The sequence below is a fragment of the Bacillus sp. 16GRE42 genome (assembly GCF_019837435.1).
Lineage (GTDB): Bacteria > Bacillota > Bacilli > Bacillales > Bacillaceae_G > Bacillus_A > Bacillus_A wiedmannii.
In genome coordinates this window covers 190,458-215,949 of record NZ_JADAXF010000005.1, presented here as the reverse complement: position 1 = coordinate 215,949, position 25,492 = coordinate 190,458, and the positions used below count along the sequence as shown (strand labels likewise).

Sequence of the window (25,492 nt, the reverse complement as noted above, 5' to 3'; positions counted from 1 at the left end):
CCCTGGCATATTCCATTCTCTCTTGAGAAATATTCTGGTTCATCTCCATTTCCTTGCTTCATATGAAAGTTTTGCATGCCATTTGTTAGTTTAAAATGAAAAAAAATAGTCTTTTTTCATTTTAAACTTCGATTCGTAAATGTATGCTTGTCCTTATCAAAAAGTGCAAAGCAAAAAGGCACCTAAGTAAGGTGGCTTTTTGCAAAAAACGTCTCTTCAATCTTAGATTAAATAATTTCAGATTTTGTGATACCAACATTACTAAATGCTTTTTTAACAACTTGTTCTGTGTTTTGGGGCATTTCCCCTTCGGTTATTAGTATTTTCGCGGCTTTTAGAATTTCTTCAAAAGCATCCTGGAAACTAGAATTTGGACGAAGATGCGGCCATGCATTATACCATAAGATAGCAGCATTATTTGTTCCTATTTCCATAGACACTAGAAAGAATGCTTTGTTTGGAATACCACTGTTCGTATGCACAATATAACTTTGTCTTTTTTTCTCATTCTTAAAAATACGATTACTACCATCATCATATTTATCCATGTGATTCGGTTGAGAATCATGATCATTTGCGGTTCCTGGTTCTTTCATTGAGCGAAGGGCTTTTCCAGGAAATTTTGGACCAATAATTTTGTCACCAATTAACCAATCGGCACTCTGAGCATTTTGACCCAAATGATATTGTTTTACTGCACTACCAATACAATCAGAAAAGCTTTCGTTAAGGGAACCAGGTTGATCATGATATTCGAGTTGAGATGTATACTGTGTTACACCATGACTCATCTCATGGGCTATAACATCAATTCCTGCTGTAAAATCCACGAAGATTTCACCATCACCATCCCCGAAGATCATTTGTTCTCCATCCCAGAATGCATTCATAAACTGCTTACTATAGTGAACGTTAAAAATAAGATCCAACCCTAGATTATCAATAGAATTACGATGTAATACCTTTTTATAATATTCTAAAATGATTTTTCCAGCATCATATGCTTGATTTACGTCCTCATCCTCAGTAGGTGAATCTCCCTCATCTCGAACTAATTTATGCTGAGGTTGTTCCATATGTTGACAATCATAAACATGCCTAGTGGCTTTATGTTCTCTATTTTTCTCTAGTGAAGATTCCATTGTTTCTTGATTTTTGGTTATACTCTTTCTTTTTTCATGAATTTTTCTAGTATGTTCTAAGCTTTTTTGGGCTTTTTCGCTCCCTTTTTCTGCAAACTTTTCCAATAAGTATTCTGGAACAATACTTTCAATTTTTCTCATAGTAATCTTTCCTTTTCTATAATAATTGGTATTTTATATCCAAAAGAACTCATTATTTGTTAATCTCTTCCCCATATTCTTATCCGTATGGAATTAAAAACATATCTATGGATTGATTAATAGGAAAATAACTACACTAATAATAAATATTACTTCCTATATTTCTCTACAAATTTTTATTCGTAATGTACACCATTATAATTTACAAAACCTACTGGGTGGTGCGTGAAATGTATGACTGGATCTCCTGGATTACCTATTCCTACTTTTACATGTGTTTTATCAACATATTCCCCTTGCAGTTCGATTTCTGCTCCTTCTCTTAAGTCTGGAATTGGATTTTTTAATCCTAATTTATCTCCAAAACGAATTGCACAGAAGGCTTCATCTTCTACTAAAGATTTTGGTACACCTTTTATATCAATAACTTGAATATTATTAATTAAAAAATGCTGATGTGTTCCGCCTTCTGAATTAGAATCATCTTCTTCAACTAATTTTATTGTTGCTTTTACATGGACAATTGGACCGTGAAATGAAAGTGGATTTCGATGATGATCCATAAAATAATCTGCTAACGTATTACCAAAGTGCGGATGTCGTTGTAAATGCTCACTCAAAGTTGTTCTCTCCATCTCTTTGTTATACTTACATCTGTTTAATAATTGGAAAGTGTAACGGTATTTAAAATAACACTAATCTTTTTGTGGATTTTAAACAAATAACTTTCTCTTTTAATCAGATGGATGTTCACTTGCCCAGCTTATAAATTGATTTAAACTTATTAAACCAACAAATTCATATCCTAATCCCGAGCCTTTTGGCTTTAAAATAACTGTATCTAAAAAATCAAGCGATCGTATAGATTCATCAAAAGAATAATCATGAGCGATGAATATCCTATTTACTTGCGAGTTAGGTTCTGTTTCAAATATTCTAATTAGTTTTTCTTTTACTAGTCTCTGTTGCTCATTTGGATTTTCAATATTTAAGTTGTTAATCTCAGCTAATTCATCCAGCACTTCTATATTTTGTTCTCCAAAAGCCAGTTTGCCTGTGTCTTTAGTTCGACAATAAGGGCTTGTAAATACGGGGTATTGAACGGGTACTTTTTGTGTTCTAAAGATCTCTCCTAGTTTTTCTGATTGTTTTTTTCCATTATCGGTTAAGTTGCTTTGTGTTTTGCAATCTTTCAGATCTAGTACTCCTCCTGGTTCTCTTTCCTTTTCTCCATGCCTTAGGTATAAATTATATCCGCCAGCTTTAATGGCTTTTAACAATGAAAAATCTAATGTCTCTGTGTTTTTCAATTCTGTATTATCTATTTTCCTCATCCTTCTTTCTTATTTAGTAAGTTGCTTCAACTATATTCGTTTTATATCAATCGAACGTCTATAAGAAGTATATTTATATTTTGCACAAAAATCATCTGTTTACTGAGTACTAGTGTAAACACCCTTCCGTTTAAGCTCATTTATAAATATTTAGTATGAATAATGATTATTTACATGGATTCAAAACCCATTCTGTTTTTAGTATGTCTTGCTCTAATAACCATTTTTTCTCGCTAAGATATTGTTTTAATTGTTGATGTTGTTGACTTGCACTATCCTTATCGTTGAATTTTTTTAAAGATATTTCCACAATTACTTCTGAACATTTATCTCTTGACCATACTTCTATTTTCACTTTATGCCCTTGCCATTCTCCTGTATATTTCCTTTCATATACAGGGCCATATTCAATTGCTTTAATTATCTTATCTTCGGTCCAATCATCCTGCTTCCAATTCCGAAATTCTTCGGGAGCATTTTGAAGGAATTTTTCACGTAACTCTTGAATTGGCATTGGATTTGAAGAATCAGGTGTTGTGTCGATAACATCATAAGATAGGCTTAATGTCCTTTTTGTAAATCCCCAATCAATTTCCACTTCAAATTTTGTATTATTTAAATCAAACCCTTCTTCTTTTGCTTGTCCTAGAATTGTGTCTATATCATCATTGGTAATCGGGTATCTTTTTTTATATGTTAATTCTTGACCGTCTTCAACTTTTCGGTTTCGTAAAATCCAACCCACTTGATACATTTCTTTATTTACAGTATCTATAAATTGAATATACCGTTGCTCAGCTTTTGTAATTTTAAGTTCACTTTTTATATTTTCTTGTAATTCATACTTTTCATTTAAAATTTGATTACTTTGAAGAAAAAATTTAACTTCATACTTAAATTGAATTAAATTTTCTGACATTATATCATCCTTCTTATATTATGTTTATTAAAGGTATTATTAAACCGTAACAGGGATATGAGCTGTTGATATTAAAGTGTAATGAGCTAAAGAATACTTAATAAATTTTTGTATAGTTGATTTTATTTAAAAATCTGTATTATTTTTAGATATAAATGTATTACTTTTAAACGAATACTTTAAGCTTAAAAAGAAACTAGTTCTAGAATTTGTTTATAATTAACAGCCGAAAAATCCACATGAGTTTCTATGAATTTTTCGGTTAAAAGGAACTGCTCTAGTTATTCTATTTTATATTATTTGAATTTAACATTATGATGTAACGATTGTTAGTCCCGATATAAACCCTCATATATTTATCGTATTTGTAATACGCCATATCTTCAAATGTACATGAAACCAAATACTTAATAAAATTTCAAACTAATCTTTTAGGAATTTTGCTGGAATAATACTGTACACTGATGTTAATACTAGTAACCCTATAACTTCTATTTTATTCTTTTGACAAATCTAACAATCCATTACCTACTAAACGCTTAGAATCAGCAAGAGCTGTTGTTCTTTTAATCAATTGAGCATAAATTTCATCCTCAGATAACGTTCTATCGAATTCCTTTTTACTTTCACAAAGTTTAATAATTAATGCTGCACCACCTGAAATATGCGGAGTTGCCATTGAAGTTCCACTTAATGTTGCATAGCCTCCACCTTTGTAAGTTGATAAAATTCCTACTCCAGGCCCAACTAAATCTACATTTTTGTTTGATTCACTAAAAATGGCTATTTTTTTATTTAAATCAACAGCACCAACTTCTACAACCTCCTGATACGCCCCAGGGTAGCCAAGCAAATCAGTATGATGCCCCCTATTACCTGCTGCACAAACAACTAATACATTGTTATTCACTGCATTTCTTACAGCTTGATGTAAATCTGGATTATCCTCTGGTCCTGACAAAGACATAGAAATTACTCTTACTTTTTCTCCATTAGGACCTCTCCAGTTTACCGCGTAATTAATCCCATTTATTATCCATTCATAGGCGCCCGATCCATTAGGTCCACCTAATACTTTTACGATAAGTAGTTTAGCTTGCGGCGCTACTCCTAAAACACCTTGGTTATTTTCTGTAGCAGCAATCGTTCCTGCCACATGTGTTCCATGACCATTCATATCAGAATAATTATTAGGATCACTATTATTATCAGTAGTAAAATTTTCTCCTCCAATAATACGATCTTTTAAATCTACATGGTCAAGTTGGCATCCTGTATCTAGGACTGCAACCACAATATCTTTTCCTTTTTCACTTTTCCCCCATGCTGCCGGAGCATTTATAAGTTGTACACCTTCAGGTATTTCATGAACCTCATTAACAACTTCCAACACTTCAAAAGGAATTAATCCCACTTCGTTTTTCTTTACATCATTTGAATTATTTTGACTCATATCTTCACCTCATGTAATAAATTTTGATTGTTTTTAAACAATCAAAATTTATTCTCTCTATAGACCCCATTAAATATACAACTTATATTTAATGGGGTCTAAAGATCTTCAAATTGATAGTGTTTAAAACCTAAGATTATGCTACTTTTTTGACCAAAATCTTTAAACACCTAAATTTAAAACTCACTGATAAACCACTGTGAAATCAGTCATTATAGGGAGCCCACTATATATTTTATCGAAGAGAGATAGTAAAATTACAAGAACAAAATCTTGAACCCCAACACCCTAAGTAATTTGTTTAATATCCAAAATAGACATTAGATGCACCGCACATTACTAAAACATGTTAATATAACAAACAGAGATTCCTTTTCACTATTATTCTAATGTGTTCAGTTGTCTTAAAGCGTTATACTCACACTTTAGGAAGTAATCTAAATTAGAAATATCACATATTCTAATTACAAACTAATTCTCCTGTTTTTGAAGCGTAATCTTTTTTCAGCATGGTATGTATACAATACTTATACCATTTCACCATTACCTCCCCCTATTTCACTTTATCTCACTTTTCACCTCACCCGTATACATGATATATCTCCTTAAATTGACTTTTATTAATTATAAACAGAAAAACCATAGAAATTAATTACTCCTACGGTTTTTAAATATCTATAGGTTTAAAATAAATTAGAATCCATGTTTCATTTCTTTTTAATCATCTTAAAACTCCCCAAAAATTAACCCACATATATAACAATTACTTTTTTTACTAAACTACAAAAAATAAATTTGGGCAAATGGATAATAGCTCTTTAAAATACTTACATAATCCCTACCTTGATCAGCGAGATATTTACTGCCCCATCTACAGAAGTATTCATTTGAATAATTTCTTATGCCACTACAGTATAAGATTAACATTGGTTCAACACTATTTGGTTTTGCAATGTATTGATTAAACACCTCATCAACTACATCATCAATTTCTGAAAAAGTATTTCTACCATAATTAAAAGATTGATCAAACAGCGAAGAACTACTGATTGTAAACCCTCTTTCAAAATAATGTTCTTTATATATACGATTCAATACAAACGAAGTTATACAAATAATATTAGCCTTTAAAGCTTCTTTCGGCCAATTTGGGTATAATTCCGAAGCACTAACATTTTTTATATATTCTTTAAAATCCACTTTGTATCTTAAAGCATTTTCATAAGGATTCCCATCATGAACTATAATATATTGCGGTATTTGTAGATTATGTGCATGTAAAGGAATATCTGAAGAATACATAGAGTACTGCTGAAGTTGTCTTTCTAAATGCTGTTTAGTTAATGTATGCTGAGGTACATCAATAATTTCAATTGATTGCAGCTCTCTTGTTCGATTTATAGGCAGCATTTCTACTCTTTGTTTTGCTGTAGTTCCCGCAAAGATTTGTACACCTCTAACTATTTTCACACCATAGTTAGATGCTTCAATTGTAAGGATATATTCTGAATAAGGTTTAGGACCCGAAGGATCTGAAGCATATTCTTTAGGGGGAGCTGATAAAGAAATGACACTTGTTAAACCAATATCATTTGTTTGAAGTGTGGTAATAACTTGACTACCCTCATCTTGCTTACGAATGAATACTTTTGCACCCTTGATTGGTTTATCTGTATTCATTTCATAAACAGACACAATTAACTTACCAGTTGATGCGCGATAAGTATCCCGTGTATCATAAAAAAGTTGTTGATCATTCAAAAATATATTTGGTTGATAGCATAACTGCTTTCCCGTATCCCATGGATAAGAATGATATTCAATCAAAACTATTCGCCCTCCATCTATAACAAATCATTGCAATCACTCCTTTATATTTTTATTACTTTCAATGATTAATAATTAGGATAGTATCCATTTTGATAATAGAATGATTGTGGGTAATGAGATGTGGATGAATTTGTCATAGAAGGTATAGAGGAAGGATAAATAAACAGTTGGTTTGTATTTTGAGAAGGTGTGTATGTTTTAATATTTGCACCTGTATTTGTCTGTACTGGCATAGGATTATATTCCAAATCCCTTGTGGTACCTGCAGTATATTGTAATTCTTCAAGTAATCTCCATAGTTCTTTACGCACTACTCCTGTTACAGTAAAACTTTTAATTTTTTGAAATTCCTTTACTGATTTTTCAGTTCCAAGTCCAAAAAATCCATCTATTTGCCCTGTGTAAAAACCATACCGTTTCAATAAACTCTGTATCATTTTAACACTTTCTCCTTGGCTACCATTCTGCAAAATCGGGTAAAATCCAGGAAGATTTGTAACATTCACATATATATCATTTAGCTTATTCCAAGTTAGCTCATCTACAATTCCATTATCAGGAATTTGAAAATTACTTTGGAAAATTTTGACTGCATTTACTGTATTTAAATCAAACGTGCCGCTTATTATTATTTCAGGGATATTTGAATATTTTTTTCTTATTTGAAATAATTATTTCTGAATAGTCCGAACAGTTCCTTTTTGATCTCCTTCCTTTACATTATAACCTGGGAATGATTTGGTTACTTGTATAAAGTCAGCTAAACGGATTTCTACATTTTTATAATAATATTTTAAAATATCCATATAATTCATCCCTCGTTCTGCAAGGCATGCTGTCCCCCATTGATAAAGCATCCCTGGTCGACTTGCGAATGGACATGGTTGCTTTTTACCAGCACGATATTGCGCAAAAAGCGGTGCGTTTTCACCAGGTTTTGCAATATATTGTTTAAATACTTCTTCTACCACATCATCAGTTTCTTCAAAAGTATTTCTGCCATGAGTATATTTATGATCAAACTGTGTAATACCTGTGATTGTAAATCCTTTATCTTTATAGTAGTTTGTATAAATCCGGTTTAATGTATAGGAAATAACACAAAGTGCATTGGCTATCAATGCATCTTTCTTCCATGTTGGATATACTTCAGAAGCAAGCACATTTTTAATATAATCTTTAAACCTTAGCTTGTATCTTGGAGCAGGCGTATTCGGATGACCATCATGAACGATAACAAATTCCGGTAATACAACATCCACATCTAGGCTTTGTCTTGACTCTTGTTGTTCCTTATGTTCTTGTTGCAGTTCATGTTGTGATTCTTGCTGAGGGTATTGTCCGATTAATGTATGTTCCGGAATATCAATTATTTCAACAGAATCCCGTCCTTCTGTTCCACTAACAGGTATAAGCTCCATTTTTTGAACAGCTGTAGCATCAGCGAAAATTTGTGTCCCCCGCAGTATTAAAGGTGCATAACCTGCAGCCTCGATAGATATAGCATATTCAGAATATGGTTTAGAGCCTAAAGGATCTAAAGTGTTCTCTTTAGATGGGGTAGGTAAAGCAACTATATCAGTTTCACCGAATTCATTCGTATACAAAGTAATAACATCACTTTGGCGGGAAGATAAAATACGTCCTTCCTCTGTCATTTTATAAATAGATACTTTGACACCCTTAATCGGACTTTCCGTGTCTTTTTCATATATTTTCGCGAATATTTTGCCACTTGGTTGCCGGTAAAAAGGTTCATGTTCTTCATCATATGCTCCAGCTGTAGAAAATTGTGGTTTAGAACTCCCTAAAAAATATTGATGAGAATTATACACATTCATCTCTCCTCTCCTTTAAACCCTATTTATATTGAACCTGCATATATATTCAAATCAAAAAAAGGCCCTTTATCCAAGATATTATGCTAAACTCTATTTTTTGGAAATCATATAATTGCCTATTTTCACTAAAAATTCTCTAGAATTTTAAAAAAGTAAATATGGACAGCTCTATTAATATTTCACCTTCTTCTGCTAAACTATCCGGAATGTTCTTTCAATCCAAAAGGTTAATATAGTTACATTTTTGCTACATAATATAAAAGTTAAATAACCTTATTTACAAAGATAATTTTATGTAATTCTAATCTATATATGTTCATTACAAAGAAGGTTATGAATAAAAATTTAAGTTGATATAAAAGACTATTGAATTACTCCTTTAAAATCTATATTTAAGAAATAGAAAAAACTACTTAAATAAAGTAACTTACATTTTTCGTGAAGATAATCAAAAAACTCCAATTTTACAAATATTATATTTTAAAAGAAAATGTTGACCGCTATTTCTTGTAAAGACCAATTATTAATTGTACTATTAATAAAATTGACTTTATTCTTTTTCGCTTATTACCTGTCATATTAACAATCAATTCAACTATAATAAATAACAGTATTCTAAAATCAAGGGGTGAAATATGGAGAGTTTACCCACTCTTAAATTAGGCTCTACAGGCTATTATGTAACAGTTCTCCAATTAAATTTAAGCGGTTTGGGAGTAAACTACGAGAAACTTGCTATTACCGGATTTTTTGATGAAAAAACAAATAAATACACAAAAATTTTCCAAGAAAAAACTAAATTAAATCCTAATGGAATAGTAGAAGTTAACACTTGGAAATCATTGTTTGAGAACGTATTATTAATACAAAAGCAGCTGCAATCTATAGGGATTTATTTTGGAGCACTTAATGGGATATTCGATGCGTCAACTACCCAAGCCACACAAGAATACCAAAAAGTGCAAAATTTATACCCTTCCGGAGATATTACACCGAGAACACGCCACAAATTATTTAATCTCAATTCTCAATCTGAATTTTATACTAGCTCCAATCATTTACACTCCTTACACCCATATGTGGAGATGTTGGCTAAAGAGTTTCTTCAATTAACAAAAGCTAATGGCTTAGATGTTCGAATATATTCAGTGTTTAGGAGCTGGAGTGAACAAGACCAGTTATTTTCTTTAGGAAGATGGAAACCGGGTAAAAAGGTTACAAACGCTCGAGGCGGGGAATCATATCACAATTGGGGATTAGCCTTTGATGCTGCACCTTACGAAAATAACTCTATACCTTGGGATAACATCAAAAAATTCAAGAAAATGGGGTATATAGGAGAGAAACTTGGTTTAAATTGGGGCGGGCGCTTTACTAGCATAATGGATCATCCACATTTCGAATATTCTTTTGGTTTAAGTACTTGGGATCTCCTTAACGGTATTAAACCTCCTATTTTAGATATATAACTTTCATATAATTTAATTCACATCAAGAAGTTTTTCCTTGTTCATTCTAAAAGGAGAACAACCAATTACATACTTATTATCAGTAAATCCAACTATAGTATCCCTTGTCCGAAACTAATTTTTCTCCCATCTACTCCGAGGGCACTAGGAAATGACTCTTTACGCTCCCTGAGAAAGGGGTCTTCTTGGCTAAAATGATAAATGTTATATAAATTACAACAAAAAAAGAGATGCTACCTAATCATCTCTTTTTTTAATCATGAAGTGGAAAATGGTGTAATTCACCCTTGCTTTAACATATGTAAAATATATTAAAAAGTGTTGGTGATAATAAAATAAATACAAATGAAAAAAGATAACTAATAAGCCCCATTACTGGGGCTTTGTTTAACATTGGGATTCTAAAATTTCATCTAAATCAAGCCCTACTTGTTTCCACCCTGAACCTTGTATCCATACCGATCCCGCTACAGAATTAGAATCGATATGGGTAACATACATATTTATAACCCTTCCATCTTTCAAACGGAATCGTGCCCACTTATTCATGCAGCCTTGACCAGTTGGAGGTACAGGAGGCCAAGATGGGGTAGGCCAAGACGGCCCTGGCTGCGGTTGTATAGCACCTGGACCTATGTGTGGTTGTATAGCGCCTGGACCTATAAATGGAGCAACATGTGGTGCAGGTCTCGGATACTCTTCATTATAAATAGGATAATCATAAGAAAAAGGGTAAGGATGATAATACATTTTCCTACGTCCTTTTATATATTAAGTTTCTAGATATTTCTATGAGGAGTGGGTATATATGTATCCGCACATGACTATGTTATATAAGCCTATTTTTCCAAAAGAAAAGCCCTATATTTATTGGACCACTAATCTCAACAAGTAGTCTCATAAATATAGGGCTTATTTTAACTACTATATAACCATGTCCAGAGCAAGATATTTGTGAGAATCACCGATCCTGGCTACCAATCATAATGAACAAGTCCACTGCATTACGCTACAACTGATGTTATCGGATAGGGCACGGCCTTAATCAGAAAGATAATCGGTTCAAAAGCATTTATAATACGAGTGTAAAGTTCTCCTACTATGTAATTCTTGAACTTTTCATCATCTAATTGCACAACTTTAAATACAACATTCACATCTGGTTCAGACCCTGATACAAAACATGAGGAATATCTATAAAATTATTGAATATAATTATACTGCCAATCATAATTCCTACTCGCACCGCCACGGGTGCGTATTTTTTTGCTTTCTTTTTGAACAATATCCCCTATATTTGCTTTCCATTATTTATAACTATTGTGAAGTAAAGTTTGTATCAAATTTATCTAATGTTTTGGGATTTACTTTTTCTCCATCTATTGTCATCTTTATTTTTTGCTTCGAATTTGCTGTTACCATCCAAGCATTCGGTAAATAACGATCTTCATGGGATAATGTAGAAGGTGAATTTATAACCTTTCCTCCTAAATATAGCGTAGCAGAAGAACCTCCATCCATAGCCATTGCATTTATTGCTCCTTTTTCATATAGAATATCTTGACACTCTTTTAACGTAGCTCCTATGCTATGTGTCTGCCTACCGTCAATCACTAGAAACATTATTGTGCCATCTTCTTTTTGTGCCATAATACTTCGCGGAGCAGAGCCCCAACCACCGTCTCCTTCTGTAATCATTTTTTCACCATTTACAATTAACTGTGGCATAAATCCTGCTGCTGAAACGACTTGTTTATCCAAAAGTTGTCGGGTAGAATAATTTCCTGTTATCATATGCCCAAACTTTGTTAAACCCGTAATAATTGTAGGGGTATTAATATCCATATTCGCATCAATAGCTTTCCCATTTTCTATTACTATTCCAGTTGCAACATTTCCTCCACCCCTTCCTGTTTCATCAGCAAATCCACTTGCATTCACAGCAACAAGTGCATGATTACGTTTTGCCATTACACTAATTTTTTCTCCCCTGTTAGCACCCTGTGTTCCTTGATGGCTAACAAGTTTAACATTGAAAGGATTACTAATAGTGACTAACTTTCCTTCGAATAGAAAGCGACTATCTTTATTACTTTTAATTGTTTCTACATCAATTTCTAATGGCTGACTTTTTAATTCTTCTAATCTTTTTCCTACTATTTTTTTATAAATATGCTCATCACTGTTTGACCATTTCGGATGATTAATTCTATCTTGCAGTTTATCTAGTTCCTTTTGGGATAGGAGTGTATATTTCGCATATTGTGGATGCTGAGAAGTTAGTATACTCCCAGCGATTGTTATACGAAGCTCTCGGCCATAGCTAGTACCAAATAATATTCCTATGCCAATAATCATTAAAATAGAAAATAGAAGCAAGATTCTTTTGAAGATTTTTCTTAGATGTTTCATAGTTTTATCCTCCAGCATTCATTACATTCAATAAATCCATTAAAATATTATTTATCTAAAGACAAAAGTGCTTGATTTTCTCATTACTAAATTTCCCACTATATTTTAGTAATCAAGGCAAAATACTTATTCCGCATTTGTTTTTTTCAGTGTATATTTACAAATGTAATAACGTTTTTGCAACCATGAAATAAATTACTAATCCTGTTCCGTCAACAAATGTTGTAATAAATGGACCTGAAACAACTGCAGGATCCAGTTTTAATTTTCTTAGAATTAAAGGTAAAACAGCTGCAACAAGAGAGGCCCAAATAACAATAAATAATAAAGTGATTGCTACAACTTGTGCAACTTCTGTTCCAACACCTAACATATAAGCACGAGTGAGTCCAGCTACCGCAAGTGCAAGTCCAAGAAGCATACCAATTGCAAGTTCCTTTTTCATTACACGGAAAATGTCTTTAAATTTCACCTCTCCAATACCAATTGCACGAGTAATTGTTGCTACAACCTGTGTTCCTGTATTCCCTCCAGTACCTACTAATAATGGAACAAAGAAAGCAAGGGCAACTACAGTTTCAATTTCGTCTTCAAAATACTTTAATACTGTACCTGTATATGCCTCAGCAACAAAAAGAAGTAATAACCATGGTAGACGTTTTAAGAAAATGCTCCAAATGCTAGCTTTAAAGTAAGATTGATTTAATGGTTCACTTCCGCCTAACTTTTGAATATCTTCTGTAGCTTCTGCTTCCATAACATTCATTACGTCATCAAATGTTATAATACCAATCATTTTATTATTTGCTGTTGTGACAGGTATTGCTGCTAAATTATAATTCAGTAGCTTTTTTACAACTTCTTGCTGATTAATTTCAGCTTGTACTGAAATTACCTCTTGAATCATGATAGTAGATAATATCTCTTCATCTGGTGCTAGTAATAACTCATGTATGGAAACGATTCCCTTAAGATAACCGTGATTATCAAGAACATAACTATAAGATATTGATTCTACATTTTTAGAATGTTCCCTAATGTACTTCAATGTCATTTTTACTGACCAATTTCCTCTAACTGCAACAAAATCACTTGTTACAAGACTTCCCGCCGTTTCAGGTTTGAAAGTCATCAATTTTTTCACGTTATGTTTTGTAATTTTATCTAGATACGCCATTAATTTAGCCTGTTTTTCCGGATGAACCGCTAGAAGTAAATCTACTAATTCATCAATCGGTTGTAAATTCAGCAACTTTTTGGCTTTATTTTCAGATAAGTGAATTAAGATATTATATTTTTCTTCTGCACTCATATATTGAAAAATTTTAGAGCTTTTTAATACAGGTATTGTATTTAGCAATATGACTTGATCTTCAATTGAAAACTGTTTTACTTCTTGTGCAATATCATACGATGGATGACGTAAAACTTTCTCTGTATCCAAGTTATTTTTGGTTATAAGTAATTCCTTTAATAATTTCTTCATGTTAACTCCTCCTCATATTGCTAAGGGAGACTCTAGAGTTTCATGAGTGGTTTTGTTTTATTTTATCTGTCTTAAATTTTTTATTAAAGCAATAATAGTTACATTGCAATCAATTCATTAGTTAGAATTACCTCCTTTTTGAATATAGACAAGATAAAAACAAATAAAATTAAACAGAAAAACCTTTACTCAAAAAGGAGTAAAGGTTTTTTCACAATACAAATAAATGATTATTAAGACCGCCCTGCCAAAATCACAGAGGTGCCTTTCTATCAAATCGTATACCACTCCCTCGTTGAGTTTTAGCACTGTATAGCATAGGTTTTTATAACCAGCTACATTAAGAAGGGCCTTAATCCGACCGTTCCTGTTGACCCATTGGCGTCTCTCGACATTTTTGGGCAGCAGCGTTTCTCTATACAGGAGCCTCACCTAACAAAGATTATTGAATTACTTCAAAATTTAAACCAGAATTTAATATTTGTCAACTCACTTTCAATTCTATTCTTAAAAACTTTTTTATAGAAAATGAAAATATATCTATCACAAATTTAAAATTGCACTAAAAAACATATGAAATTTCGTATATGAAACTTATTGTTTATAATCAATCTTTAACTTTATAGCAAAAGATAAATGATTAGTCATTCTGTACTTTAAAAGAACATTCTTAAAAAAATCTTCTTTTATGATTAAAATCTTCTTTACTGTTTATCAAATTTATATGGTTAAACTACTTAATCAAACTATATACTACAAGTCGAAAATATGTACTTATACGGAATGATTACATACATTTTCTCACATCATTTCTCAAAGGATTATAAAGCAATAAAACATATAAAATTAGCAATACGGTTACTTGACAAGAAAAAAATATATATTTATGCTTGCTACACGAAACAAATACATAAAATTTATATTGCTTAACCTGTTAGGTGAGGCTCCTATGCAAACACAGGCTATTGCCCAAAAATGTCGAGAGACGCCAATGGGTAGAACAGGAATTGTCGGATTAAGGCTCTTCTTAAGATAGCTAAGTGATGAATTTTCATTACTTTACGTTGTATAGTGCCAAAGCTCTACTAGGGGGAAAAAGCCTTATTTAGTCATGCCATTTTGAATCCCCCTAGTTATATACTAGGGGGATTTTTGCGTAAGAAAACAGGGTGTAAGCGATAGAATCTGCCTAAACAAAAATCCTGTTAAGTAATTGACGAGAAAAAGGTTTAATGGATTAGCAAATGTAATATTATGTTTTGTTTTAAATTAGGAGGATATTAAAATGAAAAAAATATTAAAACTCGATTATCTATTGCTCCTCCCTCTACTCATAACATGTACCTTAGGTATTATCATGATGTATAGTGCGAGTTCCATTGTCGCTGTCCAGCATTACGGTTATAACAGTAGACACTTTATTGATTCTCAATTAACAAAGCTAATTTTAGGAACAATAGGGTTAATAGTTTGTGCCATACTCCCATATGAAATATGGAAAAAACGAATAGTCTCTATTTGTATTATGGTTGGGGGGATTTTTTTATTAATTATGGTTTTATGGAAAGGAAAAGTGGTAAATAATGCTCAATCATGGATCTTTGGAATACAGCCAGCTGAATTTCTTAAATTAGGAACAATACTCGTAACAGCCCGTTTTTTTGCATTACGACAAGAACAAGCTAAAAATAGCTGGAGTGGTAGTGGAAAACTTTTATTGTTTTTAGCTACAATTTTTTTTCTTATCTTTAAACAACCAAATTTAGGATCAGCACTTTTAATAATAGGTATAGGTTTTAGCATATTTTTTTGCTCAGGAATAAATATAAATCTACTAATCAAAAGAACTACCATCGGTTCTATTTTGGGATTACCTATTTCATATTTTTTAATTCAATATAGTTTGTCAGAAGTTCAAAAGACACGTATTACTACGATTTTCAATCCCTTTGTTGATGCACAAGGAAATGGATACCAGCTTGTAAATTCTTTTATTGCCATTGGCTCTGGAGGAATTATTGGTCGTGGATTTGGAAATAGCATACAAAAAACAGGTTATCTTCCAGAACCACATACTGATTTTATAATGGCAATAGTTTCTGAAGAACTAGGATTTATTGGTGTATTTATTCTATTGGCTGGTGTTTTGACTATAGTACTTCGCTCTTTAAAAATAGCACAATTATGTGTAGATCCATTCGGCAGTTTTATAGCAATTGGTATAGGGTGTATGATTGGTATGCAATCCGTTGTAAATTTAGGTGGTATTACAGGACTATTTCCTCTTACGGGTACTCCATTTCCGTTTATAAGTTTTGGTGGAAGTTCCTTAATGGTCAATTTAATAGCAATAGGAATATTGCTTAATATTTCAATTTTCAATAAAATTAAGTTTGATAATTAGAATATTTAGTTTTAAAATTATAAAATTCCACCCTATTAATTAATCTATATTCAAAGAATTTCTAATTAATTTTTTACTGTATGAATGCTAATATTTATATTTATTTCAATACCTAAAAAGGCAAGCATAAATTTATGCTTGCCTTCCGTTCTCAAAATTGATTACACCTAAAACAACGTGGGATAAAGCAAATTTAAATACTGACTTCTACCCTCTATTTTTTACTTTTCTAAAACAATTTCTGCTATTTCATTAGCATATTTTTTAGAATCAAATCCATCATAGTTACTTAGGACTATAACAGACAAATATTCTTGTGGAAACCGCATGAAGTGTGAACGATAACCCGCCCAACTTCCTGAATGTTCCAAGTACCGACAGTTAAAACCTTCAGCAAGCCTTAGTCCAAAAGCATAATCTTCATTGTCAATAATCGTCTGCCCAGTTGGGGAAATTTTTGGACCTATTTCGCTCATTCTTTTAACAAGTTCTTTTCCACCAACGGTACCTGTAGTTAAATTTTCTCCCCACTTTATCAGGTCTTCAACTGTTGCATGAACTGCCCCATCCCCTGTATGTTCCCAAGGACTTTCATAGACCATATATGCTCCTTGTTCATTCTTTGAATACCCTCTAGCAATTGATATAGTAGTTGGGTAGCAATCCACAATTGTTGTGTCTTTCATATGTAAAGGATCAAAAATACGATCCTTTGTAAACTGACGTAGAGACTTGCCGCTTACCTTCTCTACCACTTGTGATAATAAAAAATATCCTGTATTGCTATACTCAAATTTTGTACCAGCTGCGAACCTTGTAATTTGATGACCATTAAGGTGGTTTAGCGATTCTTCCACAGTTAATGTATCAGTAAATTTAATAGTTGCTGTTTCAGCCAATTCCATATAATCAACTAGTCCACCAGTATGATGAATTAGATGTCTTAATGTTACATGTTCAGCATATGTTCCAATAAAAGGGATGAACCTCACAATTGAATCATCTAAACTCAATCTTCTCTCTTGTTCTAAGAGTAATATAGAAAATGCTGTGAATTGTTTAGAAACTGAGGCAATGTTAAAAATATTCTTTGTGGTTATAGGTAAATTTCCCTCTATAGAAGCTAATCCAACCGCACCTTTATAAGTTACCCCGCTATCAAAACTAGCAATATATGCACAGCCAGGAGCTTTTGGTGAAAACTTGTTAAATAATTGTTTAATCAATGTATGTGTCTTTTCATTATATGAATTAACCATCTCAATCTCGTACCCCTTCCATTAAATAATTAAAAATAGATTACCCTATTATCTTTCTCATATTGAATCCAATTAACCTTCGTATCGAATGTTTGATATAGGGAATATCTCAAATTACTCCCACTTTAGTTTCCAGAGAAACTAAAGTGGGGTATAATTATATCTGTACAATAGATATCGTTTACAAATCCATTGTGCAAAATCTTGTCTTAGCTCTTAATTACGTAAAAAAATGGAAGGCATGACATGGAAATTTATTATGATGTAGCGGTAGTTGGCGGTGGTCCGGTTGGACTTATGACAGCATGTGAATTAGCTATTCAAGATGTAAAAGTTGTGGTTTTAGTGAGAAGATTAAATCGGATAAGAAATTCTAGAGCACTCATACTTCATCCCCGCTCCTTAGAATTAATGGCTATGAGAGGTATTGAAAATCGCTTTTTATCCAGAGGGAAGAAATTAGATACAAGCCATTTTGCTGCCCTAGATACAAGATTAAACTTTAAAAATTTAGATACCGATTTTCCATATACGCTTTTTATTCCCTAATCTATTATAGAAGAAATATTAGAAGAGCGTGCGTTAGAATTAGGTGTAGACATTAAACATGGTCATACTTTAAAAGATTTAAAACAGTATGAAACATTCGTACAATTAGAAATAGAACAAGGAAAAACAATATATATAATAGAAGTTCCATATGTAGTAAGCGCTGATGGCGCAAGAATATATTAATAAATATTTATATATAAACATAAGGATTCATATATTATATTAATTAAAAACTTATATTTAAAAGACATTTACTTACTCTAATTCATAAGTAAATGTCTTTTGATTAAAAAATAGTTATTTCTATTAATAACTCCGAGTGGGAAATCCAACAATATAATTAACTATTTAAATTTAACTGTTAACCAGACTTAAAAATTGCCCTATTTTAATAGCAATTTTTTATTTTTCTTACATTATATTTGATTGCTCTTTGTCTTGCTTCTCGATAGTAAATTTTGAAACTAATTCTGACAATGCTTCTACTTTTTCTTTTATTTTGTTCGATTGATTCGATATCTCCTCGATTGATGCTGCTTGTGATTGGATAGACTGTACAGTTTGAGTTGTTTCCTTAGCTACTTGCGTGGCAGTTTCAGAAACACTAGACATAGAGGCATTGACTTCTTCTGTACCCGCAGATATTTCTTCTGTCGCTGCAGATACTTCTTGAATTTGACTAGTGATTTTATTAATATCCGACATAATAGATGAGAATGCTTGATCTGCTTTATTAGCTGTTTCTTTTCCTTCTGAAGCTTTTTGTTGGCCTTTTTGCATTGCAGCAACTGTATCTTTGGTATCTTGTTGAATGGCTTGTATTAAATGATTGATTTCATATGCAGATGTTTTAGACTGCTCAGCTAAATTTCCTACTTCCGTAGCCACTACTGCAAATCCTTTTCCGTTTTCTCCAGCACGTGCAGCTTCAATTGAGGCGTTCAAGGCAAGAAGATTTGTTTGTTCTGCAATATTAGTGATTGCATCCAGAGCTTTATCAATTTGCTGCGTACGTGTAACAAGTCTCTCTATTACTTTGGATGTTTCTTCAACAACCTCATGAATACTATTCATTTGAAGTATAGATTGTTTTATTACTTCACTACCAGAATTGACTTGTTCTGTTGTTGTGACAGCCACTTCTGTAACCGTTGCTGAAGATTCAGCTACTGTTTGAACGCCAGTCGCCATTTCTTCCATTGATGAGGAACTTTCTTGAATACTAGTAACTTGTCCTTCTATTTTTTTATCGACCTCAGATATAGTTTGGACAACCTCTCTTGATATATGAGATGCTCGTTTAGTATCTTGCAACATCCCATTGGTAGAAGAAATAACCTCTTGTGTTGTGTTTTTTACTTCTCCAATTAATTGTTGCAAGTTATCCAGCATACTATTAAAAGACTTCACAATGCTCCCCAATTCATTATTTGATTTATAAGAAGTACGTATCGTTAAGTCACCTTCAGATACTCGCTCCATATCCCTTTGTAATAATACAATTGGTTGTTTAATCGCACTTTTAATGATATAGCCAATAAAAATAACGATTGCGATTGCTATAATGGAGATACTAACAAACAGCATCATGGTATTTGTTGCACTGTCAGTATTATTTTTTTGTAATTGATCTGCATTATTATTATTAAATTGGATAAGTTCACGAATTGACTGAATTGACTTTTTCATATTGGGATCAACCTCTTTTAGGTAATAAGCATATGCTTCTTCATTATTAGATTGTCCCAAATCTTGCACTTTTTTCAGTTGTGTTCTTAAGTCTTTAAATATTGTATAAAATGTGTTATACAATTCCTTTTCTCTATTAGAACTAACTCTTGTCTCAAACTTCTTTAATAACTGATCAGTTTCTGTACGAGCTACATCTATTTCTGTTAAAAGTTCTTTTATTCGTTTTTCATCTTTTGATAGGATTGTTTCTTTTACATTCATATTGATAAGATAAAAATTAGACTCTATAGCTCCTATCCACTGAATTGGTAATAAACTATCTTCATACATAGTAGTAGAAGCATGTTCCCCTTTTTTAAGGCCCCAAAATCCTAGTATAGATAATATTATACAAGAGACACTTGCTATAACTACCATTACGTTTAGTGTTGTTCCAATTTTACTGTTTTTTAAAAACGACAATTAAATCCGCTTCATTGTTATATATTGATTAAATAATTAGATGTATAAAAATAAAATACACTTAATTACTTGTATACATTGAAAATACTATAATTTAACTTAAATAATAAATATAAATGGTTAAAAGAGCGTGTTGTTATATATTTAGGTCAACGCGCTCTTACATATATTTAAACCCTATATCATTTTCTTATTCTATTCATTTAACTCATAAAGCCTTTTTATATTTGGTTATCATGCCAGAAGTTTATTGAAAAATGATTATTCTCATCATAAGCTTCAAATTCATAACCTTTTTCTTTTAATCCCTTTATAATTGCTGGAACTGCCGAGACAGATTGTGGATGAATATCATGCATTAAAATAATTTCTTTTGAAGACGTCGCACCTGCTAAGACATTTTGAACAATTTTTGCGGCTGCTACATCAACGGGTAATTTATTGTATTTCCAATCTAAAGAATCAATTGTCCAATCCCATACTTTTAAATTATTTCCGACCACTTCATTTCGAAGTGATTCATTTAACCCGGGCATTGATCCATATGGTGGGCGTGTTAATTTCGGTGAGTTTCCAATAATATTTCTAATTAAAGATTGATCCTCTTTCATTTCCTTAACATATTGCTGATTGGTGTATAGCTTTTTAAAATCATGTGTCATACTATGCATGCCCACATAATGGTTCTCTACATGCTCTCGTTTCACTAAATCTGGGAGCCTTTTCACATTGTCGCCAATTAAAAAGAATGTTGCTTTCACATTATTTCTTTTTAATATATCTAATAGGTTAGCTGTATATTTTCCTGGTCCATCATCAAATGTTAAATATGCAACTTTTCTTTCTTTACCATCAAAACGAGTAGGTATCAATTTTTTCAATTCATTTTTAGGTAGACTGCTCACTTGTTGAACACTGTTTACTTCTTCTGCATTTACCAGCTTAGGATTTGTAATAGATTGAAACATGTAATACCCTATTGCTACTAATGTAATAGCCAACAATACACTTATAATTCTTTTTTTCTTAAGTTTAATTTTCATATTATAATCTTCTTTCTATCCTATTATTTCACTTTATGTTGTTTAGTTATATTATCCTATTAGCTTATAAAGTTCTTTAACTTAACCAATCTCAATTTTGGACTAATCATTTTAATAATCTATACAAGTAAAAATTAGTACCCTGCACTAGAGTTCATGGCATTTCCTATAATAGTTAGAACTACCGGAAATAATACTGGTCCTAAGGTAAGGAAAATGTTTAAAAGTATAATAAAATTATAAAGCAAGCTATAATTTTTACTATTACGGTTTTCGAATACTAGGATGACTAATGTTATTATAGTAATTAAATGTAGTAATAAAATTATCAACCAATAATACATCATTATAGTAAGATTCCACTTTCCTAATAGTTGATATGTTACCCCTATTATTATCCCTAATATAGTAGCATTAAAGGAAATAAACAAAGTTCTTTTTAGTATTTTAGGAAATGTTTTGTGATCCACAGTTTTATTATATAAACCTATTAAAATGCCCAAAGATAGATATGCCAGTAATAGCCCTACCCAATTCCAGATCCAATCTCGATTCCCCATTAAATTGAACAAAAGCGAAATGACCCCTCCTACCGCAAGAATCAAGGAGATCATAATGTTAGTTAAAGCTGATTTCATAATGTTTTCACTTCCTAAAAAATTTTATAATATTGCATTCGTTTTTTACTCTTAACTTGTCCTTTACTTATTAAACTTTTTTTAATTAACTGAGACCCTGTTTTGATAGTGTTCTTCCATTACTTCTTTTGGAACCATACTCCCTCCTGTTCCCCATACAATATGTGTACTTTGAGTCAAAATTTGTTTTAAATCATTTATTGTATATAATCTTTTTCTACTTATTGGTCCAATCACTGCTGCTAATGCTGGTGGTTCTAACTTGAGATCCTCTTTACCTATTACTTTTCTTAATAATTTATATAAATGTTGTATATGCACCACTTAAAAATAGTCCCGTTGTTTTACCTACAAATTTAGATGCTCTTCCCAGTGCCAGGCCATTAGCTATTGTATAATTGTTAATCCCAAAATCTTATACAGAAATTCCATCATATAATCAGGTCATCATACTTAAAAGTTCACATGGTGCATAAGTATCAATCATTTCTCGTCTTATTTACTATTCTCACAACTATGCAGGTGCTTGAAAATTAATCATACTTTATTATAATTAAGTATATATTAACAATATGTTTAGTATAAGTGAATAAAATTAATTTTAATTTTATTCACTTATTTAAAGGGGATTACGTATATGAACAATATTAATATTGGTGAAAAAATTATGGTATTTAGAAAAAGTGCCGGATTAACTAGTAAACGGTTAGCTGAATTATCCGATATAACACCTTCCATGTTAAGTCAGATTGAGAAAGGAATCACGAATCCATCCTTACAAACACTAAAACTAATTTCTATAGCATTAAATATTCCTTTATTTAATTTTTTCTTAGAAGATACCAATACAGAAGAATTAGTTGTAAGAGCTAATCAAAGAAAAAAAATAACTTTCCCTGAAAGCGGCAATGTTTCGTATGAGTTATTATCACCTAATTTAGATGGATCACTGGAATTAGCTTTAATGAATCTGTTACCTCAAACCGCTTCTTCTATGGAGCCTATGGCACATAAAGGTGAAGAAATAGCATTTGTTATGGAAGGACAAGTAAAACTATATCTAAATGATGAGGTTTTACTTCTTAATCCAGGTGATAGTGTTAAAATCCCACCATACGCAAAACATAAATGGGAAAACACTTCTTTACACAAAGTCACTGTTATATTTGGAGTAACCCCACCATCTTTTTAATTTCAAGTAATAGCACATAAAAGTTAGAGAAAATAATTCTCTAACTTTTTTGTATACATAACTATATTTAAAAAAGTAAAAAACTTGTCTTATAATTATATGTCATTTAATTATAAACGATTATGAGTAGTGAAAGAGACCTTTCTAATTACATACTTAATTTACTTTTTAATGTCCAGTATTTTTCTCCAGTAGCTTCAAAAGAGAATTCTACCCATCCATTTGGATCTTCACGATATATAAAGATGTTTGTTCCAGGAGTTACTGTACCGACTTTATTTTCCTCGACTGCAACATCTGATTTACTTTTAATTTTTAAATGAAAAGGATAAGGTACTTGGTAATAAGCAGTTGAAGATACCACATTTGCTGTTTTCGCATCTGCATACATGTTATACGGAATGTTATTAGATAACGCTTCAACATCTAATGTTTCAGGACTTTTGGGTAATTTTTTTGCAGATTTATAGTCTTCCACACGGAACGGTTTAATACGTTCCATAATATTTGCGATTTTTCCAGCCCAGCCTTTGTCTGAAGCATATTTTACGTTCATACCAGCTAATGTTGGTCCATTATAATGCATGCCATCTTCTTCTAAATATCTTTCTCGTACATAATTGGCATTATAAGCAATACTGTCACCGTAGGTTGGTAAATATTTTGCATATTTAAACGGATCCTTATCATACGCGCGTAACCCAAATAAATTGTGTTTTTGATATGCGATTTCTGATTTTCCATATCCAGACTCTAAAATTGCATGTGCTGCTAAATACTGTGCATTGACACCGTATTGATTTTGCGCATTAATAAAATCTTGCCCATGGCCAACTAACGGACTATCTGAATGGTATTTTGCAATAAAACTATCAATCTCTTGGGCTGTAATTTTTGAAGCCACTGTTAAATTTAAATCTTCATATGACGTAGCAGTAATAATCTCTTTTTCTTCTAAAACATTCTTTGGAGTTAGTTGCATCATATCAGTTTTAGCAGTAAGTTGAGCGGCTTCGGCGCGTGTTATGAATCTATTTGGTTGCCAACCATTATCAGTACCAACGGAAATTTTTAAATCAATTAAAATATTGGCGAATCTTTCTCCCCAGTGTCCTTTTAAATCTTCAAATTTACTTTGGCCATTATCATGTGCTGGACTTTTTAGTTTATAAGCATTTACTAGCATGGTCGCCATAGCAGCACGTGTAACTTTTCCGGATGGATTGAAGATTCCATTCCCTTCACCTTTAACAATACCAGCTTTTTCAGCTGCAGCAATATAGGGAGTAGCCCAATGGTTTTGGGAATCTGTAAAGGATGGTTTTGCATCGAAGTCAATTTGTATACCTAATACTTTTGTCATAATTTTCGTGGCGGAAGCTCTGTCTAATGAATCATGTGAACCAAAATTTCCATCTGGATAACCAATTAAAACTTGTTTATCCACTAAGTAATTAACGGATTGCTCTGCCCACTTTGGAACATCAGGGAATTTCTTGGTATCTGCAAATATATTAGATGAGTAGGATAGTAGACTTCCTGCAATAATTCCTGTAGCAATTAACTTGGATTTCATAAAATATTCTCCTTCTAAATCTTAATTTCTGGCCATTTTCATGCAATTAATTTATAACATTCCTTTATTAAGAAATAATAATAAAAAATTGCAATGAATGTTGGTAAGCTTATTGAATAATTAACTATATTGTTAATGGACAATATATATACTCTGTTGGATAAATAAAGGTTCTTTATCCAACAGAGTATATAGAGAAAAGGTTTTCTATCAATATGTATCTTTTAAAAATTTTTAAGCATAACATACATTTGGTTCAACGATTTTAGTTACCTGTATATAAGTGTTAATGAACAAATATAAGTTTATATTCAACTTTTTTAATTAAATTCAAGTTAGTTTTTGTATACTTGTTAAACTAGTAAACAAACTTGAAAATCAATCTCAATTAATATTGATTAATTATAGTTAAGTATACATTAATACGTCAACACCTTATTAATTTTTAGTGAATAAAATTAATTTATATTAATTTTTTGTGTAAATATAAAACATTTTTGTTAAAATTATTCATTGACACTTATGTATATAAGTAACTATAATCGTTACACCAAATTGAATAGATGTCAGCATCATCACAAACATATAAATATAAAAATAAAAAATCTCAATTTGGTAATACAATAGATTGGTAGAGGTGTATATTT

The 25,492-nt window shown here is 31.7% G+C and carries 18 protein-coding genes, 2 pseudogenes and 2 riboswitches; of the genes and pseudogenes, 4 read left to right on the top strand and 16 right to left on the bottom strand.

The annotated features are described in order from the left end of the window. Positions 1-227: 227 nt before the first annotated feature. The 7 genes and pseudogenes from ILS93_RS24040 to ILS93_RS24010 form a co-directional block, all read right to left on the bottom strand. Positions 228-1,283, bottom strand: coding sequence for a M4 family metallopeptidase (locus tag ILS93_RS24040; protein WP_222661495.1), 1,056 nt, complete (start codon positions 1,281-1,283; stop codon positions 228-230). A gap of 176 nt (positions 1,284-1,459) precedes the next feature. Beyond that, positions 1,460-1,903: a hypothetical protein gene (locus ILS93_RS24035; RefSeq protein ID WP_064474067.1), complete on the bottom strand. Its 444-nt coding sequence runs from the start codon at positions 1,901-1,903 to the stop codon at positions 1,460-1,462. A 114-nt stretch (positions 1,904-2,017) separates the two neighbouring features. Continuing rightward, positions 2,018-2,617, bottom strand: coding sequence for a histidine phosphatase family protein (locus ILS93_RS24030; protein ID WP_255299853.1), 600 nt, complete (start codon positions 2,615-2,617; stop codon positions 2,018-2,020). Between the two features lie 166 nt (positions 2,618-2,783). Next, entirely contained in the window at positions 2,784-3,536 is a 753-nt protein-coding gene (locus tag ILS93_RS24025; protein WP_222661493.1) for a hypothetical protein, read from the bottom strand. A 496-nt stretch (positions 3,537-4,032) separates the two neighbouring features. Next, the gene (locus ILS93_RS24020; protein ID WP_222661491.1) at positions 4,033-4,989 is read right to left on the bottom strand and encodes a S8 family peptidase; all 957 of its coding nucleotides are present in this window, start codon (positions 4,987-4,989) and stop codon (positions 4,033-4,035) included. Between the two features lie 780 nt (positions 4,990-5,769). Next, positions 5,770-6,816, bottom strand: a complete 1,047-nt coding sequence (locus tag ILS93_RS24015; RefSeq protein WP_222661489.1) for a SpoIID/LytB domain-containing protein — start codon at positions 6,814-6,816, stop codon at positions 5,770-5,772. A gap of 68 nt (positions 6,817-6,884) precedes the next feature. Further along, positions 6,885-8,654, bottom strand: a pseudogene (locus ILS93_RS24010) (peptidoglycan-binding protein). Positions 8,655-9,295: 641 nt separating this feature from the next. On the opposite strand from ILS93_RS24010, the gene ILS93_RS24005 reads away from it, so the two are divergent. Continuing rightward, a complete protein-coding gene (locus ILS93_RS24005) occupies positions 9,296-10,129 on the top strand; it encodes a peptidoglycan-binding protein (RefSeq protein ID WP_064474071.1) in 834 nt (277 codons plus the stop codon). A 387-nt stretch (positions 10,130-10,516) separates the two neighbouring features. Here the strand turns inward: ILS93_RS24005 and ILS93_RS24000 are convergent, their stop codons facing one another. The 3 genes from ILS93_RS24000 to mgtE all read right to left on the bottom strand — a co-directional run bounded on the left by ILS93_RS24000 (position 10,517) and on the right by mgtE (position 14,027). Next, on the bottom strand, positions 10,517-10,879 hold the full coding sequence (locus tag ILS93_RS24000) for a hypothetical protein (RefSeq protein ID WP_222661487.1): 363 nt from the start codon (positions 10,877-10,879) through the stop codon (positions 10,517-10,519). Positions 10,880-11,446: 567 nt separating this feature from the next. Beyond that, entirely contained in the window at positions 11,447-12,541 is a 1,095-nt protein-coding gene (locus ILS93_RS23995) for a phosphodiester glycosidase family protein (protein WP_222661485.1), read from the bottom strand. 157 nt (positions 12,542-12,698) lie between these two features. After that, positions 12,699-14,027: a magnesium transporter gene (gene mgtE / locus ILS93_RS23990; protein ID WP_222661483.1), complete on the bottom strand. Its 1,329-nt coding sequence runs from the start codon at positions 14,025-14,027 to the stop codon at positions 12,699-12,701. Between the two features lie 279 nt (positions 14,028-14,306). Then, positions 14,307-14,474: riboswitch (M-box (ykoK) riboswitch) on the bottom strand. Between the two features lie 476 nt (positions 14,475-14,950). Then, positions 14,951-15,127, top strand: a riboswitch (M-box (ykoK) riboswitch). A 185-nt stretch (positions 15,128-15,312) separates the two neighbouring features. Here mgtE and ILS93_RS23985 point away from each other — a divergent pair. Further along, entirely contained in the window at positions 15,313-16,431 is a 1,119-nt protein-coding gene (locus ILS93_RS23985) for an FtsW/RodA/SpoVE family cell cycle protein (protein WP_088063474.1), read from the top strand. 221 nt (positions 16,432-16,652) lie between these two features. On the opposite strand, the gene ILS93_RS23980 is transcribed toward ILS93_RS23985, so the two are convergent. Beyond that, the gene (locus ILS93_RS23980; protein WP_222661481.1) at positions 16,653-17,690 is read right to left on the bottom strand and encodes a serine hydrolase domain-containing protein; all 1,038 of its coding nucleotides are present in this window, start codon (positions 17,688-17,690) and stop codon (positions 16,653-16,655) included. 246 nt (positions 17,691-17,936) lie between these two features. Between ILS93_RS23980 and ILS93_RS23975 the strand changes: the two are divergent. After that, positions 17,937-18,416, top strand: a pseudogene (locus tag ILS93_RS23975) (FAD-dependent monooxygenase); the annotation flags it as partial. Positions 18,417-18,653: 237 nt separating this feature from the next. On the opposite strand, the gene ILS93_RS23970 reads toward ILS93_RS23975, so the two are convergent. The 4 genes from ILS93_RS23970 to ILS93_RS23955 form a co-directional block, all read right to left on the bottom strand. After that, a complete protein-coding gene (locus ILS93_RS23970; RefSeq protein WP_222661480.1) occupies positions 18,654-20,396 on the bottom strand; it encodes a methyl-accepting chemotaxis protein in 1,743 nt (580 codons plus the stop codon). A gap of 221 nt (positions 20,397-20,617) precedes the next feature. Continuing rightward, positions 20,618-21,439: a peptidoglycan-N-acetylglucosamine deacetylase gene (locus ILS93_RS23965; RefSeq protein ID WP_064474079.1), complete on the bottom strand. Its 822-nt coding sequence runs from the start codon at positions 21,437-21,439 to the stop codon at positions 20,618-20,620. Between the two features lie 134 nt (positions 21,440-21,573). Further along, on the bottom strand, positions 21,574-22,077 hold the full coding sequence (locus ILS93_RS23960) for a DUF3902 family protein (RefSeq protein WP_088047371.1): 504 nt from the start codon (positions 22,075-22,077) through the stop codon (positions 21,574-21,576). An 81-nt stretch (positions 22,078-22,158) separates the two neighbouring features. Beyond that, positions 22,159-22,398 carry a hypothetical protein gene (locus ILS93_RS23955; protein ID WP_261784310.1) on the bottom strand — a complete coding sequence of 80 codons (240 nt, stop codon included), beginning with the start codon at positions 22,396-22,398 and terminating at the stop codon, positions 22,159-22,161. Between the two features lie 316 nt (positions 22,399-22,714). Here ILS93_RS23955 and ILS93_RS23950 point away from each other — a divergent pair, with 316 nt between their 5' ends. Next, complete coding sequence (locus ILS93_RS23950) at positions 22,715-23,269, top strand: helix-turn-helix domain-containing protein (RefSeq protein WP_064474082.1); 555 nt, start codon at positions 22,715-22,717, stop codon at positions 23,267-23,269. A gap of 148 nt (positions 23,270-23,417) precedes the next feature. Here the strand turns inward: ILS93_RS23950 and ILS93_RS23945 are convergent, their stop codons facing one another. Beyond that, the gene (locus ILS93_RS23945) at positions 23,418-24,845 is read right to left on the bottom strand and encodes an S-layer homology domain-containing protein (protein WP_064474083.1); all 1,428 of its coding nucleotides are present in this window, start codon (positions 24,843-24,845) and stop codon (positions 23,418-23,420) included. Positions 24,846-25,492 lie beyond the last annotated feature (647 nt).

What these genes read in the sequence shown, in the direction of transcription:
- ILS93_RS24040 (WP_222661495.1), bottom strand. Translation starts at nt 1,283, where the DNA reads ATGAGAAAAATTGAAAGTATTGTTCCAGAATACTTATTGGAAAAGTTT.
- ILS93_RS24030 (WP_255299853.1), bottom strand. Translation starts at nt 2,617, where the DNA reads ATGAGGAAAATAGATAATACAGAATTGAAAAACACAGAGACATTAGAT.
- ILS93_RS24025 (WP_222661493.1), bottom strand. Translation starts at nt 3,536, where the DNA reads ATGTCAGAAAATTTAATTCAATTTAAGTATGAAGTTAAATTTTTTCTT.
- ILS93_RS24020 (WP_222661491.1), bottom strand. Translation starts at nt 4,989, where the DNA reads ATGAGTCAAAATAATTCAAATGATGTAAAGAAAAACGAAGTGGGATTA.
- ILS93_RS24005 (WP_064474071.1), top strand. Translation starts at nt 9,296, where the DNA reads ATGGAGAGTTTACCCACTCTTAAATTAGGCTCTACAGGCTATTATGTA.
- ILS93_RS24000 (WP_222661487.1), bottom strand. Translation starts at nt 10,879, where the DNA reads ATGTATTATCATCCTTACCCTTTTTCTTATGATTATCCTATTTATAAT.
- ILS93_RS23995 (WP_222661485.1), bottom strand. Translation starts at nt 12,541, where the DNA reads ATGAAACATCTAAGAAAAATCTTCAAAAGAATCTTGCTTCTATTTTCT.
- mgtE (WP_222661483.1), bottom strand. Translation starts at nt 14,027, where the DNA reads ATGAAGAAATTATTAAAGGAATTACTTATAACCAAAAATAACTTGGAT.
- ILS93_RS23985 (WP_088063474.1), top strand. Translation starts at nt 15,313, where the DNA reads ATGAAAAAAATATTAAAACTCGATTATCTATTGCTCCTCCCTCTACTC.
- ILS93_RS23980 (WP_222661481.1), bottom strand. Translation starts at nt 17,690, where the DNA reads ATGGTTAATTCATATAATGAAAAGACACATACATTGATTAAACAATTA.
- ILS93_RS23965 (WP_064474079.1), bottom strand. Translation starts at nt 21,439, where the DNA reads ATGAAAATTAAACTTAAGAAAAAAAGAATTATAAGTGTATTGTTGGCT.
- ILS93_RS23960 (WP_088047371.1), bottom strand. Translation starts at nt 22,077, where the DNA reads ATGAAATCAGCTTTAACTAACATTATGATCTCCTTGATTCTTGCGGTA.
- ILS93_RS23950 (WP_064474082.1), top strand. Translation starts at nt 22,715, where the DNA reads ATGAACAATATTAATATTGGTGAAAAAATTATGGTATTTAGAAAAAGT.
- ILS93_RS23945 (WP_064474083.1), bottom strand. Translation starts at nt 24,845, where the DNA reads ATGAAATCCAAGTTAATTGCTACAGGAATTATTGCAGGAAGTCTACTA.